The sequence below is a fragment of the Cupriavidus sp. Agwp_2 genome (genome assembly GCF_040784895.1).
In the GTDB taxonomy this organism is placed as follows: Bacteria; Pseudomonadota; Gammaproteobacteria; order Burkholderiales; family Burkholderiaceae; genus Cupriavidus.
In genome coordinates, this window is the sequence record NZ_CP088083.1 from 3,046,625 (window position 1) to 3,063,540 (window position 16,916).

15 protein-coding genes are annotated in these 16,916 nt (G+C 68.3%); 9 read left to right on the forward strand and 6 right to left on the reverse strand.

All coding sequences use genetic code 11. The features are described 5' to 3' along the window. Nucleotides 1-23 precede the first annotated feature (23 nt). From LPA45_RS14245 to purM, 4 genes are all read right to left on the reverse strand, one after another. A complete protein-coding gene (locus tag LPA45_RS14245; protein WP_317920437.1) occupies nucleotides 24-1,421 on the reverse strand; it encodes an amidase in 1,398 nt (465 codons plus the stop codon). Nucleotides 1,422-1,465: 44 nt separating this feature from the next. Then, nucleotides 1,466-2,902: a dihydropyrimidinase gene (hydA, locus tag LPA45_RS14250; RefSeq protein WP_317920435.1), complete on the reverse strand. Its 1,437-nt coding sequence runs from the start codon at nucleotides 2,900-2,902 to the stop codon at nucleotides 1,466-1,468. Nucleotides 2,903-2,959: 57 nt separating this feature from the next. Beyond that, nucleotides 2,960-4,288 (reverse strand): MFS transporter, encoded by a 1,329-nt coding sequence (locus tag LPA45_RS14255; RefSeq protein WP_317920434.1) that lies wholly within the window; start codon nucleotides 4,286-4,288, stop codon nucleotides 2,960-2,962. Nucleotides 4,289-4,618: 330 nt separating this feature from the next. Beyond that, nucleotides 4,619-5,671, reverse strand: coding sequence for a phosphoribosylformylglycinamidine cyclo-ligase (gene purM, locus LPA45_RS14260; RefSeq protein ID WP_317920433.1), 1,053 nt, complete (start codon nucleotides 5,669-5,671; stop codon nucleotides 4,619-4,621). 218 nt (nucleotides 5,672-5,889) lie between these two features. Between purM and LPA45_RS14265 the strand changes: the two genes are divergently transcribed. The 9 genes from LPA45_RS14265 to LPA45_RS14305 all read left to right on the forward strand — a co-directional run bounded on the left by LPA45_RS14265 (nucleotide 5,890) and on the right by LPA45_RS14305 (nucleotide 13,533). Further along, a complete protein-coding gene (locus LPA45_RS14265; RefSeq protein ID WP_116318062.1) occupies nucleotides 5,890-6,960 on the forward strand; it encodes an AI-2E family transporter in 1,071 nt (356 codons plus the stop codon). A 56-nt stretch (nucleotides 6,961-7,016) separates the two neighbouring features. After that, nucleotides 7,017-7,727, forward strand: coding sequence for a DnaA regulatory inactivator Hda (hda, locus tag LPA45_RS14270; protein ID WP_116318063.1), 711 nt, complete (start codon nucleotides 7,017-7,019; stop codon nucleotides 7,725-7,727). Nucleotides 7,728-7,790: 63 nt separating this feature from the next. Continuing rightward, entirely contained in the window at nucleotides 7,791-8,465 is a 675-nt protein-coding gene (locus tag LPA45_RS14275; protein WP_116318064.1) for an HAD family phosphatase, read from the forward strand. Between the two features lies 1 nt (nucleotide 8,466). Then, on the forward strand, nucleotides 8,467-10,008 hold the full coding sequence (pcnB, locus tag LPA45_RS14280) for a polynucleotide adenylyltransferase PcnB (RefSeq protein ID WP_317920431.1): 1,542 nt from the start codon (nucleotides 8,467-8,469) through the stop codon (nucleotides 10,006-10,008). After that, a complete protein-coding gene (gene folK / locus LPA45_RS14285; protein ID WP_317920430.1) occupies nucleotides 10,009-10,536 on the forward strand; it encodes a 2-amino-4-hydroxy-6-hydroxymethyldihydropteridine diphosphokinase in 528 nt (175 codons plus the stop codon). Nucleotides 10,537-10,565: 29 nt separating this feature from the next. Beyond that, nucleotides 10,566-11,207 (forward strand): deoxynucleoside kinase, encoded by a 642-nt coding sequence (locus tag LPA45_RS14290; protein ID WP_116318067.1) that lies wholly within the window; start codon nucleotides 10,566-10,568, stop codon nucleotides 11,205-11,207. A gap of 106 nt (nucleotides 11,208-11,313) precedes the next feature. Next, nucleotides 11,314-12,135, forward strand: coding sequence for a 3-methyl-2-oxobutanoate hydroxymethyltransferase (panB, locus tag LPA45_RS14295; RefSeq protein WP_116318068.1), 822 nt, complete (start codon nucleotides 11,314-11,316; stop codon nucleotides 12,133-12,135). Nucleotides 12,136-12,139: 4 nt separating this feature from the next. Next, nucleotides 12,140-12,838 carry an ABC transporter permease gene (locus tag LPA45_RS14300; RefSeq protein WP_116318069.1) on the forward strand — a complete coding sequence of 233 codons (699 nt, stop codon included), beginning with the start codon at nucleotides 12,140-12,142 and terminating at the stop codon, nucleotides 12,836-12,838. Further along, complete coding sequence (locus LPA45_RS14305; RefSeq protein WP_116318070.1) at nucleotides 12,835-13,533, forward strand: energy-coupling factor ABC transporter ATP-binding protein; 699 nt, start codon at nucleotides 12,835-12,837, stop codon at nucleotides 13,531-13,533. Before LPA45_RS14300 ends, LPA45_RS14305 begins: the two co-directional genes overlap by 4 nt. A 3-nt stretch (nucleotides 13,534-13,536) precedes the next feature. Here LPA45_RS14305 and LPA45_RS14310 read toward each other — a convergent pair whose 3' ends face one another. Continuing rightward, nucleotides 13,537-15,459 carry a bifunctional anthranilate synthase component I family protein/class IV aminotransferase gene (locus LPA45_RS14310; protein WP_317920427.1) on the reverse strand — a complete coding sequence of 641 codons (1,923 nt, stop codon included), beginning with the start codon at nucleotides 15,457-15,459 and terminating at the stop codon, nucleotides 13,537-13,539. Between the two features lie 236 nt (nucleotides 15,460-15,695). Next, nucleotides 15,696-16,841 (reverse strand): molecular chaperone DnaJ, encoded by a 1,146-nt coding sequence (dnaJ, locus tag LPA45_RS14315; RefSeq protein WP_116318072.1) that lies wholly within the window; start codon nucleotides 16,839-16,841, stop codon nucleotides 15,696-15,698. Between the last annotated feature and the right edge of the window lie 75 nt (nucleotides 16,842-16,916).

The window sequence follows — 16,916 nt, forward strand, 5'->3', positions numbered from 1 at the left end:
CGTGGTTCCGTAGTTTTCCGAAGTTAGCCATTGGCGACGCCGGGCCGCGCCGCGAGCACGCGTTCGGCAAGCCTGGCGGCGGCCAGCACGGTGCGGTCGGCGCCGCGCGGGCCCGCAATCTGCAGGCCCACCGGCAGGCCGTCGCGGCCGCTGCCGCAAGGCACCGAGATGGCCGGTGCCAGCGCATGGTTGAAGAAAGGGGTGAATACCGCATGGGCGCGCGGCTCGACGGCAACGCCGCCGATCCGTTCCGGCCCGAGCCGGTCGTTGCGCCACGCCACGCACGGCGTGGTCGGGCACAGCAGCAGGTCGTAGCGGCTAAAGAATTCCGCCATGGCGAGCGCGATCTGGTGGCTGGCTTCGCGCGCGCGCGCCACGTCGGCGCCGGTCCACGCCAGCCCGCGCTCGATCTGGCGCGCGATGTCGGGATCGAACACGTCCGGATCGCGGCGCCAGGCTTCGCCATAGAGATTCGCCAGCCCGACATGCTGCAGCGGCATCAGCGCTGCCTCGTCGGCGCCCTTCGGCCAGACCGGATCGGCCAGCTCGATGCCCAGGCCGGCAGCCTGCAGCCGCGCCACCGCGTTCGCGCAGGCCTCGGCGACGTCATCGTCGACCGGCGTATCGAAGCCCAGCCGCGGGCTCATAGCGATCCTGAGCGTATGCAGCGGGCGCTCAGCCGCCAGGCTGAAGCCGAGCGTATCGGGATCGCGCGCATCGGCGCCGGCCAATACCTCGAACATCAGCGCCGCATCGCTCACGGTACGCGTGATCGGAGCGATCACCTGGATGCCGTTGAAGGCGTGCGCAAAGCCGACCGCGTCGGGGATCGCGCCGTAGGACGGCTTGAAGCCGACCACGCCGGCGTGCGCGGGCGGGCGCCGGCTGGAGCCGCCGCCATCGGTGCCCAGCGCCAGCGGCGCCATGCCGGCGGCCACTGCCACCGCGCAGCCGCCTGACGATCCGCCGGCGGTCAGCGTGGCGTCGAGCGGATGGTGCGTCAGGCCGTAGACCTTGTTGGTGGTCAGGCCCTTGCAGGCGAATTCCGAGGTATTGCCCATGCCGAGCACGATCGCGCCCGCGCGGCGCAGGCGCTCGACGGCAATCGCATCGGCCGGGGCGATAAAGTCGCGGTACAGCTGCGAGCCCTGCGTGACGCGGCGGCCCTGGCTCCAGATCACGTCCTTGACGATCACCGGCACGCCGGCCAGCAGCGGGCGCTCGCCCTGCGCCAGCCGTGCGCGCAACTGCGCCAGGTCGGCATCGATGAGTTCCTGGCGTTGTTCGAAGACGGCGTTGAGCTGCTCGTTGCGCGCCGCGATGCGGGCCTGGAACGCGGCCACCACCTCGGCGGGATCGAGGCGGCCGGCGGCCACGCGGCCGGCGATGGCGGCGGCGTCCAGGCTGTTGGTCAGTTCCATATCGGCAGTGTCGGTCAAATCATCGGAAATGCCAGGCCGCACCGTCACAGGCTGCCGCCCGAGGTGCGGTAGCGTGGCCGCGCCATCTCCGGCAGCGCGCACGGCAGGAACTCGCCATGGCCGGCCTCGGCGCGCACTTCGCCCTCATGCGCGACGACCTTGCCGCGCACCAGCGTGGTCACCGGCCAGCCGGTCACGCGCAGCCCTTCATACGGCGTGTAGTCAACCGCGTGGTGCAGGTCGGTGTTGCGGATCTGCACTTCGCGCTGCGGGTCCCACAGCACCAGGTCGGCGTCGGCGCCGATGGCGATGGTGCCCTTGCGCGGATGCAGGCCGTACAGCTTGGCGGGATTGGTCGAGGTCAGCGCCACAAACTGGTTCACCGAGATGCGCCCGCCGTTGACACCCGCCGAGAACAGCAGCGGCAGCCGCGTTTCCAGGCCCGGGATGCCGTTCGGGATGTACTGGAACGGCACCTCCTTGCCACCGGGCTTCTTGCCCTCGGGGTCTTCGTAGCGGAACGGCGCGTGGTCGGATGAGAAGATCGTGAACAGGCCGTCGGCCAGCCCGTCCCAGATCACCTCCTGGTTGCTGCGGTCGCGCGGCGGCGGGCTGCAGACGCACTTGGCGCCGTGGTAGCCGGGTTGATCCAGGTCCTCGGCGGTCAGGAACAGGTATTGCGGGCAGGTCTCGGCAAAGATCTTCATGCCGCGGTTGCGGGCCCAGCGGATCTGCTCCACCGCTTCCTTGCCGGAGACGTGGACGATCAGGATCGGCACGTCGACCAGCTCGGAGAAGGTGATGGCGCGGTGCGTGGCCTCGCGTTCGATCGCCATCGGCCGGGCCAGCGCATGGAAGCGCGGCGCGGTGTTGCCGGCGGCCTCCAGCTTGTCGGTCAGCCACGCGATGCAGTCGGAATTCTCGGCGTGCACCATCACCAGCGCACCTTCCTGGCGCGCCACCGACAGCACCTCGAGGATCTCGCGGTCGTCGAGCTTGAGGTCGTCGTAGGTCATGTAGATCTTGAACGACGAATAACCCTCGCGGATCAGCCCCGGCAACTCGTCCTGCAGCACGGCATGGGTCGGGTCGGCAACGATCAGGTGGAAAGCGTAGTCCACCACCGACTTGCCGCCGGCGCGGCGATGGTAGTCGTCCACCGCCGCGCGCAGCGAATGGCCCTTCTCCTGCGCGGCAAACGGGATCACGGTGGTGGTGCCGCCGCATGCGGCCGAGACTGAGCCGGTGCGGAAATCGTCGGCCATCCTGAGGCCCTCCGGCATGGGCTGGTCCAGGTGGCAGTGCGCATCGACGCCGCCGGGCAGCACCAGCTTGCCGCTGGCGTCGATGACCTGCGCGGCGTCGCCAAGGTCCAGGCCGAGCTGCACGATGCGGCCGTCCTTGACAGCGATGTCGCATTGCATGGTGTCGCTGGCGGTCACCACGGTGCCGTTGCGGATGATCAGGTCAAACTGTTTCACGATGTTCGTCACGTAAGGGAATTGGGGGGCGCGCACCCGGCGCGCCCGAGGCTGTATTCAGCGGTCTGCGTCGGACAGGTGCATGCGCGCGGTTTCGCGTGCGGCGGCCGCGGCGACTGCGATCAGCGCGCACACCACCGCCAGGTAGATCGCCACCGGCGCCGTGCTGCCGTAGCGGTCGAGCAGGCCCACCGCGATCAGCGGGGCCAGCGCGCCGCCGAACACGCCGGCGAACTGGAAGCCAAGCGAGGCGCCGGTGACGCGCACCCGGGTGGCGAACAGCTCGGGCAGGAACGAGGCCAGCGGCGAGAACATGAACGACACCAGCACCATGCCGACGAACGAGCCCAGCATGATCAGCGCCGGGCTGCCGGTCTTGATCATGGCGAAGAAGACAAAGGCCCACACCGCGCCGCCGATGCCGCCGATCATCAGCACCGGGCGGCGCCCGATGCGGTCAGCCAGCAGGCCGGCGACCGGGATGAACAGGATCTGCGCCACCGCGCCCAGCAGCACCGCATTGAGCGCGATGCTCTTGGGCAGGCCCAGCTTGGTCGGCACGAAATACAGCAGGAACAGCGTGAACACGTAGAAGGCGATATCGCCGCCCAGCCGCGCGCCGAACGCGATCAGCAGCTGCTTCTTGTAGTTGCGCAGCACTTCCATGATGGGTGCGCGCGCTTCGGCATGCGATTCCTCCAGCTTCTCGAACATGCCGGATTCCCGCACGTTGGAGCGGATGTAGAGCCCGACGCCGACCAGCAGCGCCGACATCAGGAACGGCACGCGCCAGCCCCAGCTGAGAAACGCTTCTTCCGATACCTGCCACGTCACCAGCGCGAACACGCCGTTGGCCAGCAGCAGGCCGATCGGCGCCGCCAACTGCACCAGGCTGCCGAGGATCCCGCGCCGCTTACCTTCGGGATCGAGCTCGTTGACCATGATCGCTGCCCCGCCCCACTCGCCGCCCAGCGCCAGGCCCTGCACCACGCGCAGCAGCACCAGCAGCAGCGGCGCCAGCGCGCCGGCCGCGGCATAGGTCGGCAGCAGGCCGATGCCGAAGGTGGCCAGGCCCATCATCAGCAGCGTGATGATCAGGATCGACTTGCGGCCCATCTTGTCGCCGAAGTGGCCGAAGATCGCCGCGCCCAGCGGCCGCGCCACGAACGCCACGCCATAACTGGCGAACGACAGCAGGGTCGCGGTCAGCGGGTCGCTCTGCGGGAAAAACAGCTTCGGGAAGACCAGCGCTGCGGCCGATCCGTAAATGAAGTGGTCGTAGAACTCCAGCGTGGTGCCAGCAAGGCTGGCCCCGGCGACGCGCGCCACTGACTGTTTCTGGGCCGACGCGCCTTTTTCCGCGGCGTCGATGCTGACTGCTTGCATGGTGGTCCTCCAATGGTCCCTGGCCTTGCCCGCTGCGCAACCGTCTCCGGCTGCGCGCTGGGTTGTCTCCGGACGGGGCATGCGTGTGCCTCGCCTTTGCTCAGTACATTAGGCCATAAACCGCAATACAATCAAGCAAAATATTGTTTGTCAGTAATGGTGCATATGCATGCTGGATTTTGGTGCGATGCACGAACGCGGGGATCGGACAGCAGGAGAGCCGGCTCGTCGGTACTGACTGGGGTAAACACCTATGCGTCGCGCTAGGGACAAAAAAAAGGCGCATGCCCGAGGCATGCGCCGTTTTCTGCGTGAAACGCTGGGGTCGCGTCAGACCACGATGGTCTGGGCCTCGCCCTCGGCACGTTCGCGGATCTCACCGATCTGCCACACGGCTTCGCCGGCGGCCTGCAGGTGGCGGATGGCGCGTTCGGCGTCTTCCTTGGCCACGATCACGACCATGCCAATACCGCAGTTGAACACGCGATGCATTTCGTCGTCCGCCACGCGGCCCTGCGCCTGCAGCCACTGGAACAGCGGCGGCAGCGTCCAGGCATCGCGCTGCAGCACGGCGGTCACGTTCTGCGCCAGCACGCGCGGCACGTTCTCGGTCAGGCCGCCGCCGGTGATGTGGGCCATGCCCTTGACTGGCAGGGTCTCGATCAGCGACAGCAGCGGCTTCACGTAGATGCGCGTCGGCGCCATGATCGCGTCCTGCAGGCGCTGGCCGTGGAAGTCGGCATTGAGGTCCGGCCTGGCCACCTCGATAATCTTGCGCACCAGCGAGTAGCCGTTGGAATGCGCACCCGACGAAGCCAGGCCCAGCACCACGTCGCCCGGGGTGATCGTGCTGCCGTCGATGATCTTCTTCTTCTCGACCGCGCCGACGGCAAAGCCGGCCAGGTCGTATTCGCCGTCCGGGTACATGCTCGGCATTTCGGCGGTCTCGCCGCCGATCAGCGCGCAGCCAGCCAGTTCGCAGCCGCGGGCGATGCCCTGGATCACGGTGGCGGCGGTGTCGACGTCCAGCTTGCCGCAGGCGAAGTAGTCCAGGAAGAACAGCGGCTCGGCGCCCTGCACCAGGATGTCGTTGACGCTCATCGCGACCAGGTCCTGGCCGACGGTGTCATGCCGGTTCAGCTGGAATGCCAGCTTGAGCTTGGTGCCCACGCCGTCGGTGCCCGACACCAGCACGGGCTCCTGGTACTTTTTCGACAGTTCGAACAGTGCGCCGAACCCGCCGATGCCGGCCATCACGCCTTCGCGCATGGTGCGCTTGGCAAACGGCTTGATGCGGTCGACCAGCGCGTCGCCCGCATCGATGTCAACACCGGCGTCGCGGTAGGAAAGGCCGGCCTGGCCGTCGGTCGGGGATGCGCTCATGGGAACCTGCTTGTCCTGGAGGAATAAAGGGAGGAACTAAAGTAACGAATACGGCGCTCGCGTAGCCGGGGCTTCTGTCGCAGCTTCCGTCGCTTGGCATCGGAAGGCGGGCGCGAGTCCAGTAGAATCGCAATTTTAACGGATAGAGGCCCCCGGCTTCCAGTTTCCGGCCAACTATGCCGAAAACCCGCCACGCCGCCTCTTGCCCAGATTATTTGATGAACGCCCCGCTGCTGAACCACGAGACCAAACGCATCCTGCTCTGGATCGCCGTGGCCGCCGCGCTGTTCGCCGCGATCATCGCGCTGGCGCCCGTGCTGACGCCATTCCTGTTCGCGTTCATCTTTGCCTATATCCTGAACCCAGGTGTGGACTGGCTGCAACGGCGCCGGGTGCCGCGCGCGATCGGCGTGACGCTGATGATCCTGCTGCTGACGGTGATCTGCGTGATGCTGGTGCTGCTGCTGATCGCGGTGCTCCAGCGCGAGATCCCGCAAGTGCGCGAGCAGTTGCCGATCCTGCTCAAGAAGCTCAATGCCGTGGTGTCGCCGCGCCTGGCGGAGTTTGGCGTGCGCATCCGCTTTGACTTCCCGGGGCTGCGCAACATGCTCTCGGACCGCTTCTCGGCCAGCCCGGAAGACCTGCTGGTGGTGTTGCTGAACTACGTCAAGATGTCGGGTTCGGCGCTGATCGAGGTGGCCGGCATCATCTTTATCGTGCCCATCGTCATGTTCTACCTGATGATGGACTGGCACATGGTGATGCGCCGCATCGAGGGCGTGGTGCCGCGCCGCTGGGTGCCCAAGGTGCGCGAGCTGACCAACGAGACCGATGCCCTGCTGTCGCAATACCTGCGCGGCCAGATCCTGGTGATGGTGATCCTGGCGGCCATCTATTCAATCGGGCTGACCATTGCCGGCTTCGATATCGGCGTGCCGGTCGGGGTGTTCACCGGGCTGGCGGTCTTTATCCCGTATATCGGCTTCGGCGTCGGGCTGGTCATGGCGATCCTGGCGGCGATGCTGCAGTTCGGCAACTGGTACGGCCTGGGCGCGGTGGCGGTGGTGTACGGCTTCGGCCAGTTCATCGAGAGCTTCTACCTGACGCCGCGGCTGGTGGGCGAGCGCATCGGGCTGCACCCGCTGGTGGTGATCTTCGCGCTGCTCGCCTTCGGCCAGTTGTTCGGCTTCTTCGGCGTGCTGCTGGCGCTGCCGACCTGCGCCGTGCTGCTGGTCGGCGCGCGCCAGCTGCGCCGGGTTTACCTGGCCAGCGACCTGTACCGAAAATAACGGTTGCCAATACGGCACCATTGCCCCGACGCCACCCCGCAAGTTAGCCATACGTCATGTCTTCGCGTCCAAACAAGCAACTGTCGCTCGAACTGGGCAGCCCGCCGCCTTCGACCTTCGAGAATTTCGTGGTGGCGTCCAACCGCGAGCCGGTGCAGCGCCTGCACGAACTACCCGCCGCGGTCGCGCAGGAGCGCGCCACCGACCGGCTGGTCTACCTGTGGGGCGAGGTCGGCTGCGGCCGCACCCACCTGCTGCACGCGGTCTGCGAGGCCGCGCCGCAGCATGGCATCCGCTCGCGCTACCTGAGCCCGCACCACCCGTTGTCCGACTTCCTGTTCGACCCCTGGTGCCAGCTCTACACCGTCGACGACGTCGAACTGCTGGACGAAGCGCGCCAGATCGCGGTGTTCTCCCTGTATAACGAGGTGCGCGCCCACGTGCGCACCGCGCTGGTGGTCGCCGGCGGCCTGGCTCCGCGCGCCATGCCGGTACGCGAAGACCTGCGCACCCGCCTGGGCTGGGGCCTGGTGTACCAGGTCGCGCCACTGTCCGATGACGACAAGAAAGCCGCAGTGCTGCAAGCGGCACGCGAGCGCGGCCTGCAGCTGTCGCCCGAGATCACGCACTGGCTGGTCACGCGCCACTATCGCGACATGCCCAGCCTGATGGCGCTGCTCGACGCGCTCGATACTTACTCGCTGGAACGCAAGCGGCCGGTCACGCTGCCGCTGCTGCGCGAGATGTTCGCTGAATTCCGGGATTAGGCGCCGGCAACTTGCCGACCTGTTCCCGGTCCCCCCTCCTGCCTTAAGGTAAAATCGCGCCCCATGAATCTGGCACTCTTTGACCTCGACCACACCCTGATCCCGACCGACAGCGACCACGAATGGGGCCGCTTCCTGGTCCGCCTGGGCATCGTCGACGAGGAAATTTACCGGCAGAAGAACGACGAGTTCTACAACCACTACAAGGCGGGCACGCTGGATATCCAGGCGTTCCTGCGCTTCGCGCTGGGGCCGCTGGCGGCCAACCCGCGCGACAAGCTCGACGCCATGCGCGCGCGCTTCATGCATGAAGTGATCGACCCGGTCATCACGCCGCAGGCGCGCGCGCTGGTCTACAAGCACATCGAGGCCGGCGACCTGTGCGCGGTGGTGACCGCCACCAACAGCTTCGTCACGGCGCCGATCGCCGCCGCCTTCGGCATCAAGCACCTGATCGCGACCGAGCCCGCCACCATCGACGGCAAGCCGGAAAGCCAGTTCACCGGCGAGGTCTTCGGCGTGCCCAGCTTCCGCGAAGGCAAGATCACCCGCGTCGAAGCCTGGCTCAAGGCCCAGGGCGCGACCTGGGACAACTTCGAGACCACCACCTTCTACAGCGACTCGGCCAACGACCTGCCCCTGCTGGAAAAGGTCTCCGAACCGATCGCCACCAACCCGGACGATCGCCTGCGCCACCACGCCGCCGCAGCCGGCTGGCGCATCATGGATCTGTTCTGACGTGATCAAGAAGCTCATCACCCGGCTCCTGGGCAAACCCGGCCCCAAGCAGCGCCGCACCGGCCGCGCCCATACGCCGCGCATCGTCAACGTGGACGAACACCAGATCGACCCCACGCTGCTGTCGCGCAATGCCGTCAAGGTCACTTCCACGCTGCAGCAGGCCGGCTACCAGGCCTTTATCGTCGGTGGCGCCGTGCGCGACCTGCTGCTGGGCATCAAGCCCAAGGATTTCGACGTCGCGACCAACGCCACGCCCGAGCAGGTGCAGTCGCTGTTCCGCCGCTCGCGCATCATCGGCCGCCGCTTCCAGATCGTGCACGTGACCTTCTACGGCGGGCGCGAGCAAGAAATCATCGAGGTCTCGACCTTCCGCGCGCTGGTCGACGCCATCGCCAGCGAAACCCTGCCCGAAGGCCGCCGCCTGAAGCGCGCCGAGCTCGACAGCAAGACCCATGCGATCGACGCCTCGGGCCGCGTGCTGCGCGACAACGTGTGGGGCTCGCAGGCCGAAGACGCGGAACGCCGCGACTTCACCATCAACGCGATGTACTACGACCCGGCCGCGCAGACCGTGCATGACTACCATCACGGCATGGAAGACATCCGCGCGCGCACGCTGCGCATGATCGGCGACCCGGCCACGCGCTACCGCGAAGACCCGGTGCGGATGCTGCGCGTGGTGCGCTTCGCCGCCAAGACCGGCTTCGATATCGACGAGGCCACGCGCCACCCGGTCGCCGGCCTGGCCGAGCTGATCCACAACGTGCCGAGCGCGCGCCTGTTCGACGAGATGCTCAAGCTGCTGATGTCCGGCCACGCCTGGGCCTCGCTGCAGGAGTTGCGCAAGGCGGGCCTGCACAAGGGCCTGCTGCCGCTGCTGGACGTGGCGCTGGAGCAGCCCATGGGCCAGCGCTTCGTGCAGCTGGCGCTGGACAACACCGACCGCCGCGTGCAGGCCGGCAAGCCGGTTTCGCCCGGCTTCCTGTTCGCCGCGCTGCTGTGGCACCACGTGCTGCAGCGCTGGAACCAGCTGCGCGAGGAAGGCGAGCACGCCATCGCCGCGCTCAACAGCGCCATGGATTCGGTGCTGGAAAAGCAGACCGGCCAGCTCGCGATCCAGCGCCGCTTCGTCACCGACATGCGCGATATCTGGGGCATGCAGCCGCGCTTCGAGAAGCGTGTCGGCCGCATGCCGTTCCGCCTGCTGGAGTCGCCGCGCTTCCGCGCCGGCTACGATTTCCTGCATCTGCGCTGCCAGTCCGGCGAGCTGCCGGAAGAGCTCGCTGCCTGGTGGCAGGATTTCCAGAACGCCGAGCCGCATGAGCGCGAAGACCTGATCGACGCCGTGCGCGGTGCGCGGGGTCAGGGTGGCGGCCAGGGTAGTAGCCAGGGCAGTGGCCAGGGTGCGGAAGGCGAAGGTCCGGCGCGCAAGAAGCGCCGCCGACGCAGTCCGCGGAAATCGGATAAAGTTTCTTCCCGGAGCGACTCGGACGCGGGCCAGGCAGCACATGCCGGCCCCGGCCAGCCGGAGGAAACGTAAATGACTCTCGCCTTCATCGGCATCGGCGCAAATCTTGGCGATGCCCGCCAGGCCATCAAGGACGCCATCGTGTGCCTGGCCCAGCAGGTCGGCATCACGGTGCTGGCGCGTTCCTCGCTCTATCGCACCGCGCCGGTCGATGCCGGCGGCGACGACTACTACAACGCGGTGGTCAAGGTGCAGACCTCGTTCACCGCGCCGCAACTGCTGCGCATCTGCCACCACATCGAGGACCAGTTCGGCCGCGAGCGCCCGTTCCGCAACGCGCCGCGCACGCTCGACCTGGATCTGCTTGTGTTCGGCAACGAACAATACGACGACGAGCACCTGACCGTGCCGCACCCGCGCGTCACCGAGCGCGCCTTCACGCTGGTGCCACTGGTGGAACTGGACGCCGAGCTGTCGATCCCCGGGCGCGGCCGTGCCGCCGACTTCCTGGCCGGCGTGACGTCCCAGCGCATCGAGAAAGTCTCCACCTGCAAGTGCCTGCGCCTGCAGGCCGAGGGCGGGGCCGGCCGTACCGGCTGAGGCCACCGAGGCCATCCGCGCGAAGCGCCATGCTCGACCACCTGCGCCGCATCGTCGTCGAAGGCCCCGTCGGATCGGGCAAGACCTCGCTGGCCCAGCGCCTGGCGCGCACGCTGCAGGCGCAAGAGTTGCCTGACTGCGCGCGCCGCAGCCCCTTCCTGGAACCGTTCTACCGCGATCCCGCGCGCCACGCGCTGGCGATGCAGCTGTGGTGCCTGACCCAGCGCGCCGTGCAACTGCAGCAATGGCAGGCCGCGCTGCTGGCCGGCCAGCGCATGGTGAGCAATTTCCTGATGGCCAAGGACCGCCTGCACGCCTCGCTGACGCTCGCGCCGGACGAACTGGCGCTGTACGACGCCATTGCCGCGCGCTTCAGCCTGCCGCCACAGCGGGTCGACCTGGTCATCGTGCTGCAGGCCACGCCATCGCTGCTGCGCGAGCGCATCGTGCGCCGCGGCGAGCCGGGCGAGGCCGGTATCGACGAACACTACCTGCAGCGGCTGGCCGACGCCTACGGCGAACTGTTCCACCGCTACGACGAGGCCCCGGTGCTGGTCGTCGATACCGCCCACTTCAATCCGGTGGACAACGAGGACGATTTCCGTACACTACTGTCGCGCATTGAAAGCATGCGCGGCCGCAAGGCCTTTCTCAATCTCGCTGCGCCCTGACAGGCCCCGCCTGCCAGCCACAACACAATAACGACGGCAGCCGTTGCCCTGCGTGGTATCGCGGGTGGTCTAGCGGCACAACCCGCCGTCACCTTCGGGCACTGCCATGAGTTACCTCCTCGACCCCTCCCGCAAGACCATCACGATCCCCAAATTGCAGGCGATGCGCGACGCCGGCGAGAAAATCGCCATGCTGACCGCCTACGACTCCAGCTTCGCGGCGCTGCTCGATTACTGCGGCGTCGAGATGATCCTGGTCGGCGATTCGCTGGGCAATGTGATGCAGGGCCAGCAGACCACGCTGCCGGTCACGCTGGAACAGATGGCCTACCACACCGAATGCGTGGCGCGCGGCAACCAGACCGCCATGCTGGTGACCGACCTGCCGTTCGGCACCTACCCGACGCCGGAGACCGCATTCGCCAGCGCCGTCACGCTGATGAAGGCCGGCGCGCAGATGGTCAAGCTCGAAGGCGGCGACTGGCTCGCGCCCATCGTCAAGTTCCTGGTCGAGCGCAGCATCCCGGTGTGCGCGCATATCGGCCTGACGCCGCAGTCGGTGCATGCACTGGGCGGCTTCAAGGTGCAGGGCAAGACCGACGCGGGCGCCGCGCAGCTCAAGCGCGACGCGCTGGCGCTGCAGGAAGCGGGCGCGCAGGTGGTGCTGATGGAAGCGGTGCCGGCCAAGCTCGCCGGCGAGATCACGCAGCTGCTGAAGGTGCCGACCATCGGCATCGGCGCCGGCGTCGACTGCACCGGCCAGGTGCTGGTGCTGCAGGACATGATCAACGTCTACCCCGGCCGCAAGGCCAAGTTCGTGCGCAACTTCATGGAAGGCCAGACCTCGATCGAAGGCGCCGTGCGTGCCTACGTGGCCGCGGTCAAGGACGGCAGTTTCCCCGCTCCCGAGCACACCTTCTCCGCCTGACCCGGTGGAGATCGCTGCCGCCACCGCCGCCGCATTCCGCCTGCTCGGCAGCGGCGACGCGGGGCTGTGGTTCATCGTCTGGACCTCGCTGGCCATCGCGGTGCTGGGGCTGGCGATCGCCACCGTGCCCGCCATCGCCGCCGCCTGGCTGATCGCCACGCGGCAGTTCCCCGGGCGGCGCGCGGTGGTGGTGGTGGCGCAGGCCTTCCTCTCGTTCCCGACCGTGCTGGTCGGGCTGATCCTTTACCTCTTGCTGACGCGCCAGGGCCCGCTGGGCGGCCTGCACCTGCTGTTCACGCCGTCGGGCATGGTGCTGGGGCAGGCGGTGATCGGCTTCCCGGTGGTGCTGGCGTTTGCGCTGTCGACGCTGCAGGGTGCCGATGTGCGCCTGCGCGAAACGGCGTGGGTGCTGGGTGCCGGGCGCTGGCGCACCTTCTTCACGGTGCTGCGCGAGCTGCGCTTCGGGCTGATGGCAGCGGTGGTGGCGGGCTTCGGGCGCGTGATCGCCGAGGTCGGCTCGGCGCTGATGATCGGCGGCAATATCGAAGGCTCGACCCGCACCATCACCACCGCGATCGCGCTGGAAACCAGCAAGGGCGAATTCGCGCAGGGCATTGCGCTGGGCATCGTGCTGGTGGCGCTGGCGCTGCTGGTCAATATCGGCATGGCGTGGCTGCAGGGTGCGGGAGGGTTCCGGCGATGACAGCCTTATCCCAACCACCGGCATCCGCCTTGCTGACCGTGCGCGGGCTGGCCCGCACCATCGGCCTGCGCCGCCTGTTTGCCATCGACATGCTGGTGATCCCGCGCGCCGCCGCGATCGTGCTGACTGGCATGAATGGCGCCGGCAAGACCACGATGCTGCGCATGCTGGCCGGGCTGGAGCGCGCGCCGGGCGCCACCGTGCAATGGACCGATGCCAACGGCCAGCCCCACAGCGCGCCGCTCGATCCGCTGCCGCCAGCGGTGCGCCAGCGCATTGCCTATCTGCACCAGCACCCCTACCTGTTCCGCACCTCGGTCCGCGCGAACATCGCCTACGGCCTGCATGCGCGCCGCCTGCCGCACGACGAGATCGCACGGCGCGTTGGCGAGGCGCTGGGCTGGGCCGGTGTGTCGCACCTGCAGGACACCGCGCCCGAGCACCTGTCGGGCGGCGAGATCCAGCGCGTGGCGCTGGCACGCGCCAAGGTGCTGGAGCCTGAACTGCTGTTGCTCGACGAGCCGACCTCAAGCCTGGACGGCCATGCGCGCGAGCAGGTGATTGCGCTGGTCGGCGATTTGGCCGCGGAAGGCCGCACCGTGATCATGATCTGCCACGACCGCGAGCTGATCAACCTGCCGGGCGTGGTGCGCTGGAAGCTGGGCGACGGCGTGCTGGACACGCATCACCCGTAGTCGTCAGGCAAGCGTTGCCGGCATCGCGCCGCGCAGTGCATTGGCTACCACGACCGCGTCGGCACGCGCCAGCATGGCGCGCGTGATGACGCCCTCCTCCACCGCTTCGCCGGGCGCGCCCAGCGCTGCCCCGCCCTGTTCCAGCACCACCGCGCGCATCACGCCGGGCAGGATGTCGGCCGACAGCGGCGGCGTCAGCCAGCGGCCATCGACGCGGACGAAGACCGAGCTGCGCCCGCCTTCCAGCAGCTCGTCGCGGGTATTGAAGAACAGGCGGTCGAAGCCGCCGGCCCGCTCGGCGGCCTGCCAGCCGGCGTCGAAGACCGCGCGGGCGCTGGTCTTGTGGCGGCGCAGCGGATCGGCATCGGGCAGCGGCTGCGGCGCCAGGTCGACCGTGACCGGCCCGGGCAGCGGCACTACTGCCCCGCTGGCGAAGGCAAGCGTGCCGGCCTTGTCCAGCGCCACCCGCAGGCGCCAGGTGCCGGCGCCAAGCTGCGCGGCCCGCGCGGCCACCTCCGCCTGCGCGGCCCCGGCGTCGAAGGCAAACCCGAACGCACGGGCCGAGGCCCCAAGGCGCGCCAGGTGTCGGTCCGCGTGCAGGCATTCGCCGTCCTGCACGCGCATGGTCTCGAACAGGGTAAAGCCGGGATCGAGCCGCGTCAGGAAGCGCGCCTTCCAGCCGCATTCCGCGAATTCCCCGGCGGCCACGCTGTCGTGGACGATGCCGCCGCCGACGCCCATTTCGCCGGGACGCAGCCCGCTGGCCGCTGGCGGCGCCAGCACCAGCGTGCGGATCGCCACGGACAGTGCAAACGGCCCCATGGCGGCACCGGCTTGCGGGGCATCGATCCAGCCGATCGCGCCGGTGTACAGGCCGCGCGGCGTGCCTTCCAGCTCGGCGATGATTTCCATGGTGCGGCGCTTGGGTGCGCCGGTGATCGAGCCGCACGGGAACAGCGCCGCCATCAATGCACCGAAAGCGGTCCCGGCACGCGCCGTGGCAGTGACCGTGGAGGTCATCTGCAGCACCGCGCCGAAAGGCTGCACGGCAAAGCGCTCGGGCACCGCCACGCTGCCCGGCTGCGCGATGCGGCCCAGGTCGTTGCGCAGCAGGTCGACGATCATCACGTTCTCGGCGCGGTTCTTGGCATCGGCGGCCAGAGCCGCCGCGGCCTGCGCGTCGCGCTGCGCATCCCCCGAGCGCGGCGCGGTACCCTTCATCGGACGCGTCAGCAGGTGCCCGCCGCCGTCGTGGCGCACGAACAGCTCAGGCGACAGCGACAGCACCCAGCCATCGCCCGGCAGCCGCGCCAGCGTGCCGTAGGGCACCGGCTGGGCGGCGCGCAGCGCCGCGTACAGCGCTACCGGGTCGCCAAAGGCCTCAAAACGCAGGCGCTGGGTGTAGTTGACCTGGTAGGTGTCGCCGGCTTCGATCCACCGGTGGATGCGGGCGATGGCGTCGTCGAAGGCTTCGCGCGGGGTGTCGGAGGCGACGCCCATCAGGCCGGCCGGCGCTGGCGTAGCGTTGGCCTGAAGCCAGTCAGCCACGCCAGCGCCGTCGAGGCGGCGCAGTTGGCGGAACCAGAGCAGTCGCAACTCGCCGTCGTGGTACGGCATCGTACCGCCGGTGTGAACCGGGGCGTCGACCAGCGCGCCGCCGAACTCATAGGGGGCGAACAGCGTGGCGTGCCAGCCCTGGCGCCAGCCGTCGGCAAGCATCGCGTCGAGCCGGGCGGTATCGCTGCCGGCGGACAGCACGTCTTCGCGGAGGAAGCCGGTGTAGAGGCGCGATGCTGACTGCGCCGCCGGGGCGGTGGCGTCATCGAGAAGGACGAAGACCTCTCCTTCCGCTGAGGGCGTGCTCCCCTCTCCCGCTTGCGGGTGAGGGGCCTGGGGAGAGGGCGGGGGCTGGATGCTTGCTACCACGGGAAATCGTCAGGGAAAACGGACTGCCGGCATGGCCGGCATATAGCACTAGGATGCATTATCGCGCGCGGCGGGATGGTGGGCGATGGAGGAGCCCGCCCTTTCCCCACGGCCCCTCTCCCGCAGGCGACGCAGGCGGGAGAGGGGAGAAAACCGGCGGCTCCCTGAGGGACAGCATCGCCAAAAACAAAACCGGCCACGCTCGCACGTGGCCGGTCTCATGCCGCCAGGCCAGATCAGCTGAAGAAGCTCTTCACCTTATCCAGCCAGGATTGCTCCTGCGGGCTATGCCGCGAACCGCCCTCGTGCACGGAGCGGTCGAACTGGCGCAGCAGTTCCCTCTGCGCGTCGGTCAGCTTGACCGGCGTCTCCACGTTCACATGCACGTAGAGATCGCCCGGATAGCCCGAACGCACGCCCTTGATGCCCTTGCCGCGCAGGCGGAAGGTCTTGCCCGATTGCGTCGCCTCGGGCACCGGGAAGGTAGCCTTGCCGCTCAGCGTCGGCACTTCCAGGTCGCCGCCCAGCGCCGCGGTGGCGAAGGAGATCGGCATCTGGCAGTGCAGGTCGTCGCCGTCACGCTCGAACATCGGGTGCGGCTTGATGTGGACTTCCACGTACAGGTCGCCCGGCGGCCCGCCATTGATGCCCGGCTCGCCGTTGCCCGACGAGCGGATGCGCATGCCTTCGTCGATGCCCGCCGGGATCTTCACTTCCAGCGTCTTCTGAGACTTCAGCTTGCCCTGGCCGTGGCACTTGGTGCACGGCTTGGGAATGAACTTGCCGCTGCCGTGGCACTTCGGGCAGGTCTGCTGCATGGTGAAGAAGCCCTGCGACACGCGCACCTGGCCGGCGCCGTGGCAGGTCGGGCAGGTCTCGACGCTGGAGCCTGGCTCCGCGCCCTTGCCGTGGCAGTGGTCGCAGTCGTCCCAGTGCGGCACGCGGATCTGCGCCTCGTGGCCGTGCGCGGCCTGCTCCAGGCTGATCTCCATGCTGTAGCGCAGGTCGGCGCCACGATAGGCCTGCGGGCCGCCGCCGCTGCGGCGACCGCCCTGCTGCTGGCCGAAGATGTCGCCAAAGATGTCGCCGAAGGCCTCGGCGAAACCGCCGTAGCCCTGCGCGCCGCCGAAGCCGCCGGCCATGTTGGGGTCGACGCCGGCGTGGCCATACTGGTCATACGCCGCCTTCTTCTCCGGGTCGGAAAGCATCTCGTAGGCCTCTTTGACCTCCTTGAATTTTTCCTCGGCGACCTTGCCGTCCTTGCCCTCCGGATTGCGGTCCGGGTGGTACTTCATCGCGAGCTTGCGATAAGCCTTCTTGATCTCGTCGTCGCTCGCGTTCTTGCCTACCCCGAGCACTTCGTAATAGTCACGTTTTGCCATGGTGGCTCAAACCCTTTTGGCCGGCACGCGCATGCGGCGCGACACCGGCGAATAGCAAAAAAGCCGAGCGAGGCA